This window comes from Psychrobacter fjordensis, assembly GCF_904845995.1.
Classification (GTDB): domain Bacteria; phylum Pseudomonadota; class Gammaproteobacteria; order Pseudomonadales; family Moraxellaceae; genus Psychrobacter; species Psychrobacter fjordensis.
This window is the reverse complement of record NZ_CAJGYP010000001.1, coordinates 1,148,943-1,166,617: the sequence shown is the minus strand read 5'-3', so window position 1 is coordinate 1,166,617 and position 17,675 is coordinate 1,148,943. Positions and strand designations below refer to the sequence as shown.

Sequence of the window (17,675 nt, the reverse complement as noted above, 5' to 3'; positions counted from 1 at the left end):
AGTTCACTATTAACTTTATGATTAAACGACTAATGTCAAAATACAAGTCGATCAACCTCTAAACACTCGCCCCAACTGCTCTAGCAATCGCAATCCCTTCATCAACGGTCAAAAACTTGCGCTGACTTGGGCTGTCTTTATAAATGACATCGCCATCTTGAAATATCAGGCATTCATTGACCGCTAACTGTTGCCATTTTTCATTTTCAGTCAATGGCACGGTGACTAAAATAGTGACCTTATCAGCATCTGTGGTTACATCGCCAAAGTTAATTGCCAAGTCATCGTCAGCCAATTTTGCCTCACCAAACGGTGCTTTACGTGTGAGATAAAATAATAAGCTACCCGCATAGGCCAGTTGCCACCTGCCATTTGATATCAAGCAATTAAATAAGCCATTAGCAGATAAATAGCGACATTGCGTGGTCAGAAAGTTAAACAGTGTCTGATCATCAGGACGGCTCTTAAAGCTACTTTTAAGGCGATTGACCAAATAACAAAATGCCATTTCGGAGTCAGTTGAGCCAACTGGTTGGCAGTGTGAGCCATTACCATTGTCTTGTAAGCGCTGACAGCGTTTAATAAACTCGCTATTCATCTGCCCATTGTGCGCAAACACCCACTGCTCGCCCCATACTTCACGGACGAATGGATGCGTATTGGCCAAGCAGTTCTGCCCTTGAGTAGCCTTGCGAATATGCGCAATGACGTTCATGGCTTTGATTGGGTAGTTATTGACCAAGTCAGCCACTGGTGACAGATGACTTGGGCGATTGTCATGAAACAGACGCAGTCCCGTTGAATCATTTGCCGCTTTATCACTATTCACACAATCGCTACGTTCAAAAAACGCAATGCCAAAACCATCTTCGTGGCTGTCAGTCATACCGCCACGCTTGCGAAATCCTGCAAAGCTAAAACCAATATCCGTTGGGGTGTTGCTGTTCATTCCTAAGAGTTGACACATTTATAAAGTACCGCCGTTATTGTCGTTCATTATCGGGTTGCTTTGAGTAGAATTACTTTGAGCGTCAGATAGCGCATCAAAGTCCGCATCACTCATCTCATCCAGTAAGGCCGCACCATCAGCTGGGATGGTCGCTAGGATACGTTGAGCTGCTGCCAAATCCGTATCTTGTACCCACAGCACTGCCCCTGAGTTCATACCAGGAATGCTACTCAGCGCTTGCATGGATACCGTAATGTTATTATTTCTCAGCAAATTGGCATGCAGCTCGCCTTGCATATTGGTGTCGTAGCGTGCCAGTTTGTGCCAGTTGTCAACTTGATCGGTCATGGGATCGCCTTATGGTTTTGGTACCAGAATAAATGAATAAGCAATGCTTACGACAATTGATCTAGCGTATATTCTTTGATTGCGAACTCACTACTATTGCTCAATTTTTCACGGGCTTGCTCAGCTTGCGTGATACTGCTAAAAACACCAATTATCTGATTGTCTGATGCCGTACCAGAAAGCACAAATACGGTGTTTTGCGATTTTTCAACATGCGCCCAGTGATAAGCGGCCAGACGTTTCATCAAGTCAGGGTTTTTGACCATGATGTTATCACCCGTACGACCTTCGGTACGGTTGTAATGGATAACGTTTAAACGTAGCAACCAAAAAATCACTGCCGCTTTGGCTAGCATAACAGGTAAGGCGCGTTTTTCATCAAGGCCAAGTGAGCGTTTAGACTCGTATCCTTGTAAGAATGCCGCCATTTTACTGCGGTCAAAGTTCACTGACTCGCCTTGCTCAGCCATGCCCCACGTAGTACAAAAGTCATTGATGGTAATGGCAATATCCATTACATAATGCTCAACACTGACCTCGGTAAAGTCTAATAAACCAGTGAGACGTTCTTCCCCTTTTTGCAGATTCCATAGGGTGTTGTCCGCAAACATATCCAAATGACACAAACCATTTGGCAACGTTGTCAGTGGCAACTCTGTGTAAGAGCGCCAAATATCACTCATCAATTTGGCTTCGTCACCCGGCATAAACTGCATTTCACGGTCGCGTACGTCTGCCCATGGGTATAAAGGTACGCCGTACTGCTCAGCAGGCTGTAATGCTTGCAACGTCTCATGCAACATCGCTAGCGCAGCACCGATATCATGGCACATCGCTTGCGTGGTTTGCTCTGGATGCGACCCTGCTAGGCATGGCACTAGCGTAATCGCTTTATTTTCATAATGAATCACATAGCGTTTATCATCGTCATCCGTTTGAACACTATTGGATTCAATAACTGATAGCGGTGCGGCAACCGGTAGCTTACCGTCTAACTGATTAAGAATAACCGCCATTTTTTCGATATCAGCAGGTGGACGCTCTTCGAATAAAGTCAATACATAGGAATACGCGCCATCTACATCGTCAGTCGTTTGAATAAACCAGTTTGAGTTTTTTATCCCTTGGGTAATCGGAATAGCACGCACGAAAGATACGCCAAAACTCTGGCAAAAGGCGGCAAACTGGTCATCGGTTAACTGGGTATAGACGGACATGACATCTCACTTTTGGCAATTGAATAAGAAGTTAAATAGAATAGATTGAGGCGGTAATCACAGCAATTGTACCGCGCATGAGCAAACTATGGCGAAATGCATAATAATCTTACGAAAATCTGCCTGAGGCGGCGGTGTTTTTGCTAGACTAGCGCCTATAGAATGAATTGATTATAAGGTGAAAGACCCTATGTTAGCAAAGCGTATCATTCCTTGTTTGGACGTTGATAATGGCCGTGTGGTCAAAGGCGTACAATTTGTCGATATTAAAGACGCAGGCGACCCTGTCGAAGTGGCCAAACGCTACAACGAACAAGGTGCTGATGAGATTACTTTTTTAGACATTACGGCGACCAATGATGAGCGCGATACCACTTATCATACCGTTGAGCGCATGGCCGAGACCGTATTCGTCCCTCTCACAGTCGGTGGCGGCGTGCGTAAAATCGCTGATATCCGCAATTTACTCAATGCGGGCGCGGATAAAGTCGCGATTAACTCAGCAGCAGTGTTTACGCCAGAGTTCGTTGGTGAAGCCTCACAGAAATTTGGCAATCAATGTATCGTCGTTGCCATTGATGCCAAGCGTGTCGCTGATATCAATGTTAATGGCATTGTCGTACCACGTTGGGAGATTTTCACTCATGGTGGTCGTAAGCCAACTGGCATTGATGCAGTTGCTTGGGCCAAAAAAATGGCTGAGCTGGGTGCAGGTGAGTTATTAGTCACCTCGATGGACGGTGACGGTACCAAAAAAGGCTATGACTTAGCTCTAATGCAACAAATTACTAGCCAAGTAAATGTACCAGTCATTGCCTCAGGCGGCGTCGGTAACTTACAACATTTGGCCGAAGGTGTATTAGAAGGCGGCGTCGATGCAGTACTCGCAGCCAGTATCTTCCATTTTGGTGAATACACAGTACAAGAAGCCAAAGCATATATGGCAGCGCAAGGGATACAGATGCGCCTATAGTCAGTCACATATAAATCAAATATAGCATTGGGCGTGCTGAACCTACTATTCTTAGTGTTTTCACTCGCCTACCCTGTATTTAAATGTGATAGAGCCGACTAAGGCGTGTTTGATATTCGACCATGGCAGTGCCCATTTATAAATGTCTAATATGCCCCATATAACACACTGGTAAAATACAAATAAATTAGAAAAAAATGTTATCATAGCGCTAACCACTTATTTTCGTTCATTTAACTGCCGATTTCTTTGATTATCAGTATCTATTGAATAACAAGCCAAACAATCGAACCTGTTATCTGAACACATCACTATATTTAGCGACTCATTTACGCCCACATCTTTATTAAAAGCCAAATAAGCAAAGGATTTTTTATGTCAAATCTACAACAGCAACGCAATGACGTGACTCATATCGACGGTAATTTACATCAAAACAAAGACGTTCGTATTGGTATCGTAGTCGGTCGTTTTAATGGTTTTGTGGTTGAATCATTGGTAGATGGTGCAATTGATGCACTACTACGTCATGGTGTATTGGGTAGCAATATCACCGTGATTCGTGTGCCTGGTGCTTTTGAATTGCCATTGGTTGCCCAACGTGCCGCTGAGTCTGATCGCTTTGATGCCATCGTTGCTTTAGGCGCTATTATTCGTGGCAGCACGCCGCATTTTGACTTCGTCGCAAGCGAATCTGCAAAAGGCTTAAGTGCTGTAGCGATGGATTATAATATCCCTGTTGCAAATGGCGTATTGACCACTGATAGCATTGAACAAGCAATTGAGCGTGCTGGCACGAAAGCTGGTAATAAAGGATCAGAAGCGGCAATGGTTGTCATAGAAATGCTTGCTGTCTTATCACAGTTAGATATTGATGACGAAAGCGATGACGCTTAGTTTTATTGACCGTTAGTACTGACCACTAGACAGTCTCTATTTGACTGTCTAGCGGTTTTATTAACACAGGTAAGCAGTGCTATTTAAGCAGCACCTATAAGTAATATTGTTTGTGAAGTTGATGGGGTTATGGTTATTACGATAGCCCTCACCATATAATTTCGGTATCCAAGACTGACTGGCAAAACGTGCCAGCCGACCACTATTTAACATTCTATTTCAAAATTCAGGTATTGACCCCTTATGACTGACCAACTCAAGCACGCTATTAATGCTGCAAAAACCGCACAAATCAATGATAAACAAGCGGAAGCTACCCGTATAGCAAGCAGCAGTGCGGGTGATCAAACCTTCGATATGAGTGAGTCTTCTTATAAGACCAGTCACACTGCCATTCGTAAGGCTCGCCGCTTTGCGATGCAAGGTCTATACGAGTGGCTCGTCACTGATCGCCGCTTTGATGTAGATGGCAAGCTTGGTTGGAAGGCCAATGCGCCGCATGATATCGCTGCCCGTACGCGCGCGACTAATGCCATGCACACCGTACATATCGGCTACTATCACGAAATGATGCGTGATATCCCAGAGCAAATTGAAGCGTTGGATGCTCTAATTCTTCAGCATCTTGATCGCGACATTGATAAGTTGGACACCGTTGAGCACGCTATTTTGCTTATTGGTACTTATGAGCTGCAGAATCGCTTAGAGATTCCTTATAAGGTAGTACTTGATGAAGCGATGAAGCTTAACAACCATTTTGGTGCCACTGACGCGCATAAATTGATCAATGCGGTATTAGATAGAATGGCCGTTGAGCTACGCGCTACTGAAGTAGAATCAGACACTAAAGCCAACCTGCGTACGTCACAAAAATCAGCGACTAAACAAGCTCAAGTGAAACCAGCTGATAGCACAGAAGCCACAAACGAAAGTGCTATTGATGACAGCCCAACTGCATCAAACAAACCTCGTATTAGCGCAAATAACACTAGTGTCAAACGCAATAGTGCTAGTAAAGCCAGTGCAAATATTAGCGAGTTTAAGGCGAGCAAAAAAGACGCTGACGATGCTAAAAACCAAGACTAACTATGAATGAATTTGAGCTGATTGAGCGTATTTTTTCGCAAATGCAAGCGGCAAATGCACCATTAACTGGTATCGAAAAAGGTATCGGTGATGATGCCGCTGTGATGGCATTATCTGCTGGATCACGCTTAGTAAGTTGCATTGACACCTTAGTTCAAGGTCGACATTTTAGTGCTGATTGGCAGCAAGTCAACGAGCTAGCATTTGCGATTGGTTATAAATCGGTCGCCGTCAACGTCTCAGATATTGCCGCAATGGGCGCGACCCCGCATAGTATTTTATTGGCACTAGCGTTACCTAAGCAACTTGCTAATGAAAAATGGCTCACTGAATTTGCCAAAGGTTTATTTCATGCTTGCCAGCTATTTGGTGTGACACTTATCGGCGGTGATACCACACGCAGTGATAATTTAGTACTGAGTATCAGCGCGCAAGGATTGCTTGCCGCAGATACGCCAGCTGTATATCGTTCAGGTGCACAAGTTGGTGATAAGATTTATGTATCAGGGACGCTTGGCGATGCCAGTTATGCCCTAACACATTCTGACAATACCGTTGGTATATCGCTGGCCCATCGTCTGCATATGCCGACTCCACGTATTGCGCTAGGCGCAGCGCTGGCAAAGATTGGCGCAACGGCGATGATAGATATCTCTGATGGTCTCTATCAAGATATTGGCCATATATGCCAACAAAGCGTTGTGGGCATGCGCATTGATGTGGAGCAGCTACCTACTAGCGAACCATTGGCAACTATTGATTTATCTGAACGCTTGTTGTGCCAACTGGCGGGTGGTGATGACTACGAGTTGGCCTTTACTTTACCTGCACATATTGAACCACCTATTGGTAATACACCAGTTACCTGTATCGGTGAAGTAATCGCACTGTCAGATGATCTAGTGACAGATGCAAACAGGTCTATAGCATTACACCCTGAACTATATTATCAAAATCAGCTAATCACACCAACTCAGCACGCGCCATTTGCCACATGGCCCAACCTTACTGGTTACCAACATTTTACAGGTTAGCCCATGACTGATCACGATTTATTCAAGCCTGATATCAGCAAAGCAAATGACTGCCCACCACTGCCTGAACATGCCAGTGCGCTTGATCGTATGGTCTATTGGTTAGGCATTGGTTTGGGCAGTGGTCTGCCGCGCCGTGCACCTGGCACTTGGGGTACTGTTGGTGGGTTAATCATCGCCATACCACTGATGAGCTTGGGCTTCATACCTTTTCTAATTCTGACCATTCTATCTTGTATTTTTGGCATTTGGATCTGTGGACGTACTTCTGAGCTAATGCAGGGCCATGATGATCCGCATATCGTTTGGGATGAATGGTCTGGTATCTGGATTACCCTGCTGCCTTTCTCTTACATGGGTGTCGCGACCACAAACTTTTGGCAAGATGTGTTTCAAGAGCTTTCTATTTTCGCCATTGTTATCGCTTTTATATTATTTCGCTTTTTTGACATTATTAAACCGCCACCGATTGGCTGGGCAGATAAAAAAGTCGCAGGTGGGTTGGGCATTATGCTCGATGACATCATCGCAGGTATTATGGCAGCAGTTTTATGGGTAGTGGTTATGTTTGGTGTGCTGTTATAAGCGACCATAGCCGCTATTATAGATAGTGGCCGCAATATAACCTCTTATTCTAGCAATTTGAATGCTATCCTCTTATATAGATAATTTATTTATCGTTATTAGGTTGTATTACAAATGCCTGCACATCACAGCATTTTTTCAACTGAACATTTGCGCTATAATCTAATATTATACTTTGTTACATTTGTAGGGCTACTATGACATCTCCTCTCTCGGTAATTATCCTCGCTGCTGGCAAAGGCACGCGTATGCAATCAGCTAAGCCAAAAGTCCTTCAGACCTTGGCAGGTAAGTCTTTGCTAAGTCACGTCTTAGACACGTGTAATAAGCTAACTGTCAACGAGACTATTATTGTTCATGGTTTCGGCGGTGACCAAGTTAAATCAGAAATTACCGATCAGTATTCGCAATCGTCAATTACTTGGGTTGCGCAGACTGAACAGCTAGGTACAGGCCATGCGGTCAAAGTGACACTGTCTGATTTACCGAAAGAAGGACAAAGCCTTATTCTGTATGGTGATGTACCTTTGGTGAGCCATCAAACTCTATCCGCACTGAAAACAGCCAATACTAACGGCATGTCTATGCTGACTTTGACAGTAGCTAATCCATTTGGATTAGGTCGTATTAAGCGTAATCACGCAGGTAACATTACTGCTATTGTTGAACAAAAAGATGCCAGTAATGATGAACAACAGATTCGAGAGATTAATAGCGGTATTTATTGTGTCGATAACGCCTTACTTCATAAATATATACCTGAACTCTCTAACGATAACGCGCAACAAGAATACTATCTGACCGATATTGTCAAAATGGCAGTCACTGATGGCATCACGATTGCGGCGATTGAACCTGAGCATACCTTTGAAATTGAGGGTGTCAATAACCGTCAACAGCTTGCCAGCTTAGAACGTACATGGCAAAGTAAACTGGTCGCTGACTTACAAGAAGCGGGTGTACAGTTTGCTGACCCTACCCGTATCGATATTCGCGGTACATTGACAGCAGGTCAAGATGTGTTTATCGACGTCGGTGTTGTATTTGAAGGCAACTGCACGCTAGGTGACAACGTCTATATTGAAGCAGGCTGTGTTATTAAAAACTCACAACTCGGTAATGCTTGTCATATAAAGCCCTATTGTGTCATTGATCGTGCCGAGGTTGGTGCTGGTGTCGACGTTGGTCCATTTGCCCATTTGCGCCCTGAGACAGTGTTGTCTGACAATAGTAAAGTTGGCAATTTTGTAGAAATTAAAAAATCGACCATTGGTAAAGGCAGCAAAGTAAATCACTTAAGTTACGTCGGTGATGCCACCGTTGGGAAAGGCGTGAATATCGGAGCTGGTGTCATCACCTGTAACTATGACGGTGTTAATAAATCACAAACCATCATTGAAGACAATGCCTTTATCGGTTCGAATGCTAGCTTAGTAGCACCAGTCACGATTGGTGAAACAGCAACGGTCGCAGCAGGTTCTGTTATTACCAAAAACGTGGATGCTAAAGCATTGGCATTTGGCCGCGCGCGACAAACACAGAAAGACGATTTTCAGAGACCGACTAAAAAGTAATCGATGCGCCAATCGTTGAGTCAATAGCAGTCAGACTTAAACAAATTAAGCAGCGCGGCAATCTTTGTGGTGCTGCTTAATTATATCTAACACGCTATAAAGTTAACGGCTTATCTGCCAACCAGCTTGTTGGTTGGTTGGTAAAGTACCTCTATATAGAAAAGTTAAAATCTAGAAACATCAAAAATTAAACTTAAGGAATAGCTATGTGTGGAATTGTAGGGGCAGTCGCTGAACGTAATATCGCCAATATCTTGCTTGAAGGTCTTAAGCGTTTAGAGTACCGCGGCTATGATTCCGCTGGCTTGACCGTTATTCGTGATGGTGAGTTACACCGTGAGCGCCAAGTGGGCAAAGTACAGGCATTGGTTGATGCAGTCGCTGTCAATCCAGAGTTATTTGATGGTCATATCGGTATCGCTCATACACGTTGGGCGACGCATGGTGAGCCAGCACAACGTAACGCGCACCCACATGTCTCAGGCAAGATTGCTGTGGTGCATAACGGCATCGTTGAAAACTATGCTGAGCTTAAAGAAACACTGATAGCAAAAGGCTATGAGTTTACGTCGCAAACAGATACTGAAGTCGTCGCGCACCTGATTAACGACATTTACAAAGCAACGCCTGACTTGCTAGAAGCAGTTCGCACTGTTATTCCACTATTACATGGCGCCTTCGCTCTTGGCATATTGCATACCGATTATCCAGATGAGCTTATTACCGTGCGTTTAGGCTCGCCACTGGTGATTGGAGTAGGTATCGGTGAGAACTTTATCGCCTCAGATCAGTTAGCACTTCTGCCAGTGACTAACCGCTTTATGTATTTGGAAGAAGGTGATATCGCCAAATTGACTCGTAACAGTATTCGAGTCTACGCGGATGGCGTTGAAGTTACGCGTCAAATACATGAAATTGATGCAACCCAACACAATGCAGATAAAGGCGAATTCAAGCATTATATGCTCAAAGAAATCTATGAGCAGCCAGATGCAGTCGCACGTACCCTTGAAATGGGTATCGATAAAAGTGAAACCTCTAAACTGCGTGATGACTTTTTACAACGTCATGAAAATCAGCTCTCAGGTATTCGCCATGTGCAAGTTCTCGCTTGTGGTACCAGCTATCACTCAGGTCTGGTTGCAAAATATTGGTTTGAAAGCCTTACCCGTATTCCCTGCTCGGTTGAGGTAGCCAGTGAGTTTCGTTATCGTAATCCCGTCGTCGTTGATAACTCATTAGTCATTTGTATCTCTCAGTCTGGTGAAACTGCCGATACATTATCTGCGCTGCGTGATATTCAAAAGCATACTCCAGCAGGTCTAGTAAGCTTAGCATTATGTAATGTTCCTACTTCGTCGCTGGTGCGCGAAACAGATATTTTCTTGCCGACACTAGCAGGTCCTGAAATCGGTGTCGCATCGACTAAAGCGTTTACTGCTCAGCTTGCAGCGCTTATACTGTTAGTCATGAAGGTCGGTGTCATTCAACAGCGTATGACCAGTGATTATTTAAGTACACTAATTGGCGAGCTACAACTGCTGCCAGGCCAACTACATGCCAGCTTAAACCTTGATGCACCTATTAAAACGATGAGCGAAAGCTTTGAAGATAAAAGAAGCTGCTTATTCTTAGGTCGTGGCTTACAGTTCCCTATTGCATTAGAAGGCGCATTAAAGCTTAAAGAAATTTCGTATATTCATGCAGAAGGCTATGCCGCAGGGGAGCTAAAACATGGCCCATTGGCATTGGTTGATAAAGACATGCCAATCGTCGTACTAGCGCCTAAAGACAGCATGTTTGATAAGCTAAAAGCCAACATGCAAGAGGTACACGCGCGTCACGGTGAGTTGTTTGTGTTTGCCAGTGAGTCTAGTCAGATGATTGCAGAAGATAGATTGCATGTGGTTTATGTACCGGATGTTTGTGAGACACTAGCACCTATCGTCTATAGTGTGCCCGTACAGCTACTGTCATACCATGTGGCGGTTATGCGTGGTACTGACGTCGATCAGCCTCGCAATTTAGCAAAGAGCGTTACGGTGGAATGATTGTTGCCAAGATATAATTATGATTGTCATTGAGTAATTAGCTATCATCCTGAGTAATAAAGTATCATCCTATTGATTAGAACGTTTGCCCCTGCTGTTGTTAATTCAATAGCAGGGGTTTTTCGTTCAATAACATCATAAATTTGAATAAAAAAATAGCGATATTCTATCTATAAAACAGAGTATCACTACCATGATTAAATCTGATTGGTTTTAGTTATTTTTAGTCTCTTTCTAATACTACTCTATAGCGAGCATTACCACTTTCTAATCTTGCAAATGCTTCGTTTATCTCAGACATTTTGTACGTTTCAGTCACTGGCTGAATATTGTGACGCGCAGCAAAATCTAACATTTGACGAAGGGTAGACGGTGACCCAGCTGGCGAACCTGACACGCTATTTTGAGCCATAATCAGTGGTGCAGCTGAAATCTCTAGCGGGGCAGCCAATAGCCCAACAAAATGCAATCGACCTTTAGGTTTCAAGGTTTTGATAACGGCGTTCCAATTCATGTCAACGTTCACAGTCGAGATAACCAAATCAAAAGAGCCTGCTGCTGCTTCAATGTCGCTTTCATTTCTTGAATTTAGGCTATGGTGCGCACCCAATTCTTTTGCTTCTTCCATTTTTGATTCGCTAGTGAATGCTGTCACTTCACAGCCCCATGCATTGGCAAATTGTAGTGCCAAATGACCTAAGCCACCAATACCAATAACCGCCACTCTAGAAGTTGGTTTGATATCGTATTGCACCAATGGGTTAAACACCGTGATACCGCCACAAAGCAATGGCCCAACCGCATTGAAGTCCAAGCCTTCTGGAATTTTAATAACGCTAGTGTCTTTTGCACGTACTTTATCTGCAAACCCGCCGTGGTTAGCAATAATAGTGCCTTCTTGCTCAGCACATAAATTGTGGTCACCACTCATGCACAAATCACAAACGTTGCAATAGCCTTTGTGCCAGCCCAAACCGACTTTATCACCAAGCTCTAAGTGTGTGACATGCTGACCCTTTGCCAGTACTTTACCTGCCACCTCATGGCCACCCACAAACGGATATTGGGTCATGCCCCACTCATTCTCCCACATAGATAGATCACTGTGACAAACGCCGCAGCTGTGTACTTCAATTTCTACTTCGTGATCGCCTAGCGTGCCAGGGTCATATTGGTAAGGGGTGAATTCTCCGCCTTTTTCTTTTGCTGCATATGCATTAATCATGGTTATTCCTTATTATTAGGATTGGTCAGCGCGTTTTTATCAAGTAAAAAACCACTCATTATTGAGATTGTCTCAGCACTTGTTTAAACAACTGTTTCAACAACAACACTCACAAGTAGACCGCTCAACTTGAACGAGCTAAGATTACCATAATACCGAGACATATCGGCAAAACGAGACGAATCACCAACACGAATATAAACAGAATTCATCATACAAAATAAGGGTTGTAAGGCTTTATGGTGTGGCTATAAATAGAAAGGTTATGATAAAAATAATCATGAAAATCGATATAAAAAACTAAGGGTCAAAGCAATAGTTTACTATCACTTTGACCCTCGATTCATTATTAGCATTTGTATTTATGAGCTGATGGTTTGATTCTTTACACTCAAACCAGTCCTTTATAAAGAAAATAGCATCCTACTATGGTCAACAATACCGCAAAACACTTTTTTAATAATTGTGGTGATAATATATGAGCCACTTTCGCACCTATCTTTGCGGTAAAAAAGCTCATGATACTGATACCTAAAAAGGCATAAATGTGGACAAAACCAATCGTATTGGGCACATCTACTTGCTGCTTCATTCCAAAAAACATAAACCCTAACGCACCTGCAATGGCAATAGGTAGACCGCACGCTGCTGACGTACCCACTGCTTTTTGCATAACCACACCGTAGCGCGTGAGATAAGGCACGGTTAAACTGCCACCGACGATGCCAAAGATGGCAGAAGCAATACCAATAACCCCGCCTGCCGCCAGTTGCTTAGGTTTTGAAGGCAATACTGTATGAATATTACCAGTATCGCTAGTGGTTTTCTTTTTGCCACCCTTAAACATTTTAAAGGCAACCCAAAGCAGAAACACACCAACGATGAGCTGAAGATATAATCCAGATATCTGTCCTGCTATCCCTGCCCCTAAAAAACACCCTATCGCTAGGCCTGGTGCCAGATTTTTAAAGACAGGCCACATAACTGCGCCTTTTTTATTGTGCGCCATTAACGAGCTGATAGACGTGATAATAATGGTCGCAAGCGAAGTACCCAAGGCCAAATGCATAATAGTGTCAGCAGGATAGCCCATTTGGGTAAAAACAATGAATAATAGTGGCACGATGATGGTTCCACCGCCCACACCGAAAAGCCCTGCAGCAAATCCTGCTAGAGCACCTATGATTAAAAAAATGATTAATTCCACGGATTATTTACTTCTTAGTTAGATTTGGTGAAATGCTTACTTTATTTGTTTGATAATGAGATAGCTGACTTAAGCAATGTCTACTTGAGCCATCTGCCCCACTTGGTGATAAGCACGATTAAAATAAACCAAACTTTCCTCAGTCCCGCCTTGTTGCTCGGTTTGTTTGATAGCGACAACGCGACACATAAACACACTGTGTGTACCAACCTCTTGAATATGCTCTATCTCACAGTCAAAACTGACTAACGCATCTTCTAATACAGGGGCGCCTGTTTGCAATTGCGTCCAAGCGCCATATTCAAAGCGCTCTGCTGAATGCAATTTAGAAGCGAATGTGTTGGATATCTGTTCATGCTGTGCACCCAACACATTAACACTTAAGATTTTATTTTCAATAAAATAGCCATGTGATCGAGACGTCTGATTCATACAGACAAGCAAAGTCGGCGGCGTATCTGTGACGCTACATACTGCAGATGCCGTAAATCCATGAAGACCAGATGGGCCTTCTGTGGTGACAACACTTACTGCGGTTGTCAATAAAGACATGGCATCTCTAAAGTCAGTTGCTTCAATCATATCTTAAGTCCTAAATTTCAGATCAGTAAACACTCATGTGTACCAATAAACGCTAGGCCGTCAGCTCTTGACGAACAATCTGTGCGCCTGCACTTAATGCATTTAGCTTGCCTCTTGCAACTTGGCGAGACAAAGGTGCCATACCGCAATTGGTTGCAGGATACAGCTTGTCAGCATCGACAAATTGTAGCGCTTTGCGTAGCGTATTTGCTACCTCTTCTGGTGTCTCAATAGTATTGGTTGCCACATCAATGGCACCAACCATTACCTTTTTACCGCGAATCAATTCAATCAAATCCATGGGCACACGTGAATTTTGACATTCAAGTGAGACAATATCGATCTTAGACTGTTGCAGTTGAGGAAAAGCTTTCTCATATTGACGCCACTCTGAACCCAGTGTCTTTTTCCAATTATTATTGGCTTCAATACCGTAGCCGTAGCAAATATGTACTGCTGTTTCGCATTTTAGACCTTCAATAGCACGCTCTAACGTGGCAATACCCCAGTCGTTTACGTCATCAAAGAATACATTAAATGCTGGTTCATCGAACTGGATAATATCAACACCAGCTGCCTCTAGCTCTTTTGCTTCTTGATTCAGAATTTTAGCAAATTCCCAAGCCAGTTTTTCGCGACTTTTATAATGACTGTCATATAGGGTATCAATCATCGTCATTGGCCCTGGTAGTGCCCACTTGATGGGTTGACTGGTTTGCTGACGTAAAAATTTAGCATCTTCAACAAACACAGACTTCGGGCGGCTCACTGCACCAACGACAGACGGCACACTCGCATCATAGCGATTACGGATTTTGACCGTCTCACGCTTCTCAAAATCGACGCCATCGAGATGTTCAATAAATGTGGTCACAAAGTGTTGACGGGTCTGTTCGCCATCACTGACAATATCAATCCCTGCATGTACTTGTTCTTGTAATGACACACGTAGAGCGTCTTGTTTGGCTTCCATCAACTGCTCACCTTCTAATGCCCAAGGTGACCAGATTTTCTCTGGTTCTGCTAGCCAAGAAGGTTTCGGTAAGCTGCCAGCGGTTGAGGTTGGTAATAATAATTTCATGTGATTCATCTTCTTACTCATTTTTTATTGTGTTAATTAGTGAGGATCAGTTAGGCAGCTTGTTGCTTAGCCCTCTCTTTATCAGCCGCTTCGCTTGTCACATCGTAGCTTGCAGCCCACTCTTCCAGAATGGCTTGGTACGGCTTAATGAACTGTTCTTCAGTGAATTTGCCTTGCGTCACTGCCATCTGGCTACGCTCGGCGCGGTCATACACGATTTGAGTCAGTGAGTAATCTTGGTACTTTAAGCTTGGTTGATACACTTCACCTGCTCTCGAGTTGGCATTATAAATCTCAGGACGGTAGATTTTTTGGAACGTCTCCATCGTACTGATAGCGCTTATCAGCTCAAGATCAGTGTAATCACTTAGCAAGTCACCGGCAAAATAAAAGGCTAAAGGTGCCGCACTATTTTCAGGCATAAAGTAGCGAACGGTTAATCCCATTTTGTGAAAATAATCATCAGTCAAAGAATAGTCATCTTGTCTGTACTCAACGCCTAAAACAGGATGCTGGTTGGCGGTACGATAATAGGCTTTACTGGTTGAAACACTGAGACAAATCACAGGTTTTTTGTGAAAGTTGGCGTTGTAAGCTTCTGAGTTCAATAAGTATTGAAACAGTTTGCCATGCAACTCACCAAAATTATCTGGCGTTATTGATGCTAGATTCTTATCACGATGCTCTGGCAATACCACGCTAAAATCGTAGTCACGTACATAAGAAGAGAAACTATTACCAATCATACCGTCAATACGTTTGTTATCTTTGTGATCAACTATCGTTGTTTGTAACGTCTCAATAATTGGGAATGTATGCCCATTACCTTCAACGTCCATATCGACAGAAATGATATCCACCTCAACAGAATAACGGTCTGCTGTCAGGTTATCCCAATGCGCTAACGCGTTAAAACGATTATTAATCATGCGTAACGTTTTACGTAAGTTCTCTTCGCGGTGCTCGCCACGAGCCAAATTTGCGAAGTTAGTCGTCAAACGTGTACTGTCTGCAGGCTGATAGTTTTCGTCAAAACGAATGCGCTTAATTGAACAGGTAAATTCTTTACTCATGGGGATCTGCTACCTTAATCTATTCTCATTATCTGAGACAAAACCAAATTTGTGTATGAAGTAGATTATGCCCGAATCACAACATGAATAAAAACGACTTAATTTAAATAAAAGATGAATTAAATTCATCAAGATAGTTTAATGGCATAAAGAGTATTGGATAGTGTCAGTATTGACTATCTATTCAACTAAATAATTGAATCTCTAGATGCCTGATTTGACTGGGCGTATAGACATGAATATTCATGACCATATCTTTCTTTCATGCCATTGTGAGCCACATTGACCGGTCTCTTCAGCATGAGCCTTAATGTCATTAAACAGACATACTTCATAGCCATAATTCAATCTTCTTGATTAACGATCAACAATAATAAATTGAAGAATTGGAGAAAAAAATGTACACAAGAAGGGCTAACTTTTTGAGAGTAAGTATGGGTATCATCGCCACGGCTGGTATTGGTCAGTTGGCAATAGCAGCGGATGCTTACTCTGCTGAGTTGGTCTCACATGCCCTACTACCCTCTCAAACATTTATCTCTGCTCCAACTGATGCGCCCAAAGATTTGCAAGTCAGTGGTAAATACACTACCGGGAAATTGATTGAAAAACTTGGCAGTATTGAAGGAAAGTCGGCAGGTCGTCCCACTGGCATCAAACTACCGTTTCCAGGACAACCTGTGCAAGGACACTCTGGTATTAAATATATGCCTGATGACAGTTATTGGATACTGACCGATAATGGTTTTGGCAGTAAAGCCAACTCGCCAGATGCGATGTTGTTCATGCGTCAGTATAGAATTGATTGGGATAAAGGCGTTTTTGAACCTATAAAAACTATTTTCTTTAATGACCAGAATAAGGTGATACCTCACCGAATTACACATCAAGACAGTAATCGCCGCTATCTAACAGGATCTGATTTTGATCCTGAAAGTTTCCAAATCATTAATGGTGATATTTGGGTAGGTGAAGAGTTTGGCCCATGGTTACTAAGATTTGACAGCAAAGGCACACTTAAAGCCATATATGACACAAAAGTAGATGGGGAGACCGTACATTCTCCAGACCATCCCGCCTTACAATTACCAAGCAAACCCGATGACAATCTACCGTTATACAGTATTAAACGCTCTAAGGGCTTTGAAGGTATGGCATCAGCCCCAGATGGACGTTATTTATATCCAATGTTAGAAGGCGCTGTTTATAATCAGAACAGCCAACAATATGATTCATTCGATGGTCAGAACTTCTTGCACATCCTGCAGTTTGATACCAAGCGTAATACCTATACTGATAAGAGCTGGAAATACATACTTGATAATAACGAGTACGCGATCGGAGATTTTAATATGATCGATGATACTTATGGTTTGATTATTGAACGAGATAATTTAGAAGGTGTAAATGATAAAGCTTGTAAAAAGACAACTAAAGATAAAAGTCAGTGCTTTGACAAACCAGCCGTATTCAAACGTATATATAAGGTCAAATTAGACCCTAAAAGTGAGATCGCTGAAAAGGTCGCCTATATTGATTTGATGTCCATTAAAGATACCAATGGTGTGGCTAAAAAACCTTTAGTAGGTGAGAAATTTGTATTTCCATTTTTTACTATTGAAAATGTAGACATCATCGATGAAAGCCACATCGTGGTAGGTAATGATAACAACCTGCCTTTTTCCTCTAGCCGAGACCCAAATCGAGCAGATGATAATGAACTATTATTGTTAGAGGTCAAGGATTTTTTACAGGCGAAATAAATTATCATTAGTGCTTGTAGCAGATCATAA

At 42.9% G+C, this 17,675-nt stretch carries 16 protein-coding genes; 8 read left to right on the top strand and 8 right to left on the bottom strand.

The features are described 5' to 3' along the window. Positions 1–58 precede the first annotated feature (58 nt). Genes JMW61_RS04885 through JMW61_RS04875 form a run of 3 tightly spaced genes read right to left on the bottom strand, consistent with a single transcriptional unit; the run spans position 59 to position 2,514 of the window. Complete coding sequence (locus tag JMW61_RS04885; RefSeq protein ID WP_201549810.1) at positions 59–967, bottom strand: class II glutamine amidotransferase; 909 nt, start codon at positions 965–967, stop codon at positions 59–61. Next, complete coding sequence (locus JMW61_RS04880) at positions 968–1,297, bottom strand: hypothetical protein (RefSeq protein ID WP_227687358.1); 330 nt, start codon at positions 1,295–1,297, stop codon at positions 968–970. A 47-nt stretch (positions 1,298–1,344) separates the two neighbouring features. Further along, entirely contained in the window at positions 1,345–2,514 is a 1,170-nt protein-coding gene (locus JMW61_RS04875) for a homoserine kinase (RefSeq protein ID WP_201549809.1), read from the bottom strand. 190 nt (positions 2,515–2,704) lie between these two features. Here JMW61_RS04875 and hisF point away from each other — a divergent pair, with 190 nt between their 5' ends. The 7 genes from hisF to glmS all read left to right on the top strand — a co-directional run bounded on the left by hisF (position 2,705) and on the right by glmS (position 10,714). Beyond that, positions 2,705–3,487, top strand: coding sequence for an imidazole glycerol phosphate synthase subunit HisF (gene hisF / locus JMW61_RS04870; protein WP_197218001.1), 783 nt, complete (start codon positions 2,705–2,707; stop codon positions 3,485–3,487). 375 nt (positions 3,488–3,862) lie between these two features. Next, a complete protein-coding gene (gene ribH / locus JMW61_RS04865) occupies positions 3,863–4,384 on the top strand; it encodes a 6,7-dimethyl-8-ribityllumazine synthase (protein ID WP_194197873.1) in 522 nt (173 codons plus the stop codon). A 243-nt stretch (positions 4,385–4,627) separates the two neighbouring features. Then, a complete protein-coding gene (gene nusB / locus JMW61_RS04860) occupies positions 4,628–5,470 on the top strand; it encodes a transcription antitermination factor NusB (protein ID WP_201549808.1) in 843 nt (280 codons plus the stop codon). A gap of 2 nt (positions 5,471–5,472) precedes the next feature. Continuing rightward, positions 5,473–6,504, top strand: coding sequence for a thiamine-phosphate kinase (gene thiL, locus JMW61_RS04855; protein WP_201549807.1), 1,032 nt, complete (start codon positions 5,473–5,475; stop codon positions 6,502–6,504). Between the two features lie 3 nt (positions 6,505–6,507). Continuing rightward, complete coding sequence (locus JMW61_RS04850; RefSeq protein WP_201549806.1) at positions 6,508–7,089, top strand: phosphatidylglycerophosphatase A family protein; 582 nt, start codon at positions 6,508–6,510, stop codon at positions 7,087–7,089. Between the two features lie 197 nt (positions 7,090–7,286). Beyond that, the gene (gene glmU, locus JMW61_RS04845) at positions 7,287–8,663 is read left to right on the top strand and encodes a bifunctional UDP-N-acetylglucosamine diphosphorylase/glucosamine-1-phosphate N-acetyltransferase GlmU (RefSeq protein ID WP_201549805.1); all 1,377 of its coding nucleotides are present in this window, start codon (positions 7,287–7,289) and stop codon (positions 8,661–8,663) included. Positions 8,664–8,869: 206 nt separating this feature from the next. After that, positions 8,870–10,714, top strand: coding sequence for a glutamine--fructose-6-phosphate transaminase (isomerizing) (glmS, locus tag JMW61_RS04840; RefSeq protein ID WP_201549804.1), 1,845 nt, complete (start codon positions 8,870–8,872; stop codon positions 10,712–10,714). A gap of 223 nt (positions 10,715–10,937) precedes the next feature. On the opposite strand, the gene ahr is transcribed toward glmS, so the two are convergent. From ahr to JMW61_RS04815, 5 genes are all read right to left on the bottom strand, one after another. Beyond that, positions 10,938–11,939 (bottom strand): NADPH-dependent aldehyde reductase Ahr, encoded by a 1,002-nt coding sequence (gene ahr, locus JMW61_RS04835; RefSeq protein WP_227687357.1) that lies wholly within the window; start codon positions 11,937–11,939, stop codon positions 10,938–10,940. Between the two features lie 391 nt (positions 11,940–12,330). After that, entirely contained in the window at positions 12,331–13,146 is an 816-nt protein-coding gene (locus JMW61_RS04830; protein ID WP_201549803.1) for a sulfite exporter TauE/SafE family protein, read from the bottom strand. 69 nt (positions 13,147–13,215) lie between these two features. Continuing rightward, entirely contained in the window at positions 13,216–13,728 is a 513-nt protein-coding gene (locus tag JMW61_RS04825) for a flavin reductase (protein ID WP_201549802.1), read from the bottom strand. Positions 13,729–13,780: 52 nt separating this feature from the next. Then, complete coding sequence (locus tag JMW61_RS04820) at positions 13,781–14,809, bottom strand: methionine synthase (protein ID WP_201549801.1); 1,029 nt, start codon at positions 14,807–14,809, stop codon at positions 13,781–13,783. Between the two features lie 50 nt (positions 14,810–14,859). After that, positions 14,860–15,882, bottom strand: coding sequence for a DUF1852 domain-containing protein (locus JMW61_RS04815; RefSeq protein ID WP_201549800.1), 1,023 nt, complete (start codon positions 15,880–15,882; stop codon positions 14,860–14,862). 434 nt (positions 15,883–16,316) lie between these two features. Between JMW61_RS04815 and JMW61_RS04810 the strand changes: the two genes are divergently transcribed. Further along, on the top strand, positions 16,317–17,645 hold the full coding sequence (locus JMW61_RS04810) for an esterase-like activity of phytase family protein (RefSeq protein WP_201549799.1): 1,329 nt from the start codon (positions 16,317–16,319) through the stop codon (positions 17,643–17,645). Positions 17,646–17,675: the final 30 nt, after the last annotated feature.

Excerpts from the sequence above, each read along its gene's own strand:
- JMW61_RS04885 (WP_201549810.1), bottom strand. The coding sequence starts at position 967 with ATGTGTCAACTCTTAGGAATGAACAGCAACACCCCAACGGATATTGGT.
- JMW61_RS04880 (WP_227687358.1), bottom strand. The coding sequence starts at position 1,297 with ATGACCGATCAAGTTGACAACTGGCACAAACTGGCACGCTACGACACC.
- JMW61_RS04875 (WP_201549809.1), bottom strand. The coding sequence starts at position 2,514 with ATGTCCGTCTATACCCAGTTAACCGATGACCAGTTTGCCGCCTTTTGC.
- hisF (WP_197218001.1), top strand. The coding sequence starts at position 2,705 with ATGTTAGCAAAGCGTATCATTCCTTGTTTGGACGTTGATAATGGCCGT.
- ribH (WP_194197873.1), top strand. The coding sequence starts at position 3,863 with ATGTCAAATCTACAACAGCAACGCAATGACGTGACTCATATCGACGGT.
- nusB (WP_201549808.1), top strand. The coding sequence starts at position 4,628 with ATGACTGACCAACTCAAGCACGCTATTAATGCTGCAAAAACCGCACAA.
- thiL (WP_201549807.1), top strand. The coding sequence starts at position 5,473 with ATGAATGAATTTGAGCTGATTGAGCGTATTTTTTCGCAAATGCAAGCG.
- JMW61_RS04850 (WP_201549806.1), top strand. The coding sequence starts at position 6,508 with ATGACTGATCACGATTTATTCAAGCCTGATATCAGCAAAGCAAATGAC.
- glmU (WP_201549805.1), top strand. The coding sequence starts at position 7,287 with ATGACATCTCCTCTCTCGGTAATTATCCTCGCTGCTGGCAAAGGCACG.
- glmS (WP_201549804.1), top strand. The coding sequence starts at position 8,870 with ATGTGTGGAATTGTAGGGGCAGTCGCTGAACGTAATATCGCCAATATC.
- ahr (WP_227687357.1), bottom strand. The coding sequence starts at position 11,939 with ATGATTAATGCATATGCAGCAAAAGAAAAAGGCGGAGAATTCACCCCT.
- JMW61_RS04825 (WP_201549802.1), bottom strand. The coding sequence starts at position 13,728 with ATGATTGAAGCAACTGACTTTAGAGATGCCATGTCTTTATTGACAACC.
- JMW61_RS04820 (WP_201549801.1), bottom strand. The coding sequence starts at position 14,809 with ATGAAATTATTATTACCAACCTCAACCGCTGGCAGCTTACCGAAACCT.
- JMW61_RS04815 (WP_201549800.1), bottom strand. The coding sequence starts at position 15,882 with ATGAGTAAAGAATTTACCTGTTCAATTAAGCGCATTCGTTTTGACGAA.
- JMW61_RS04810 (WP_201549799.1), top strand. The coding sequence starts at position 16,317 with ATGGGTATCATCGCCACGGCTGGTATTGGTCAGTTGGCAATAGCAGCG.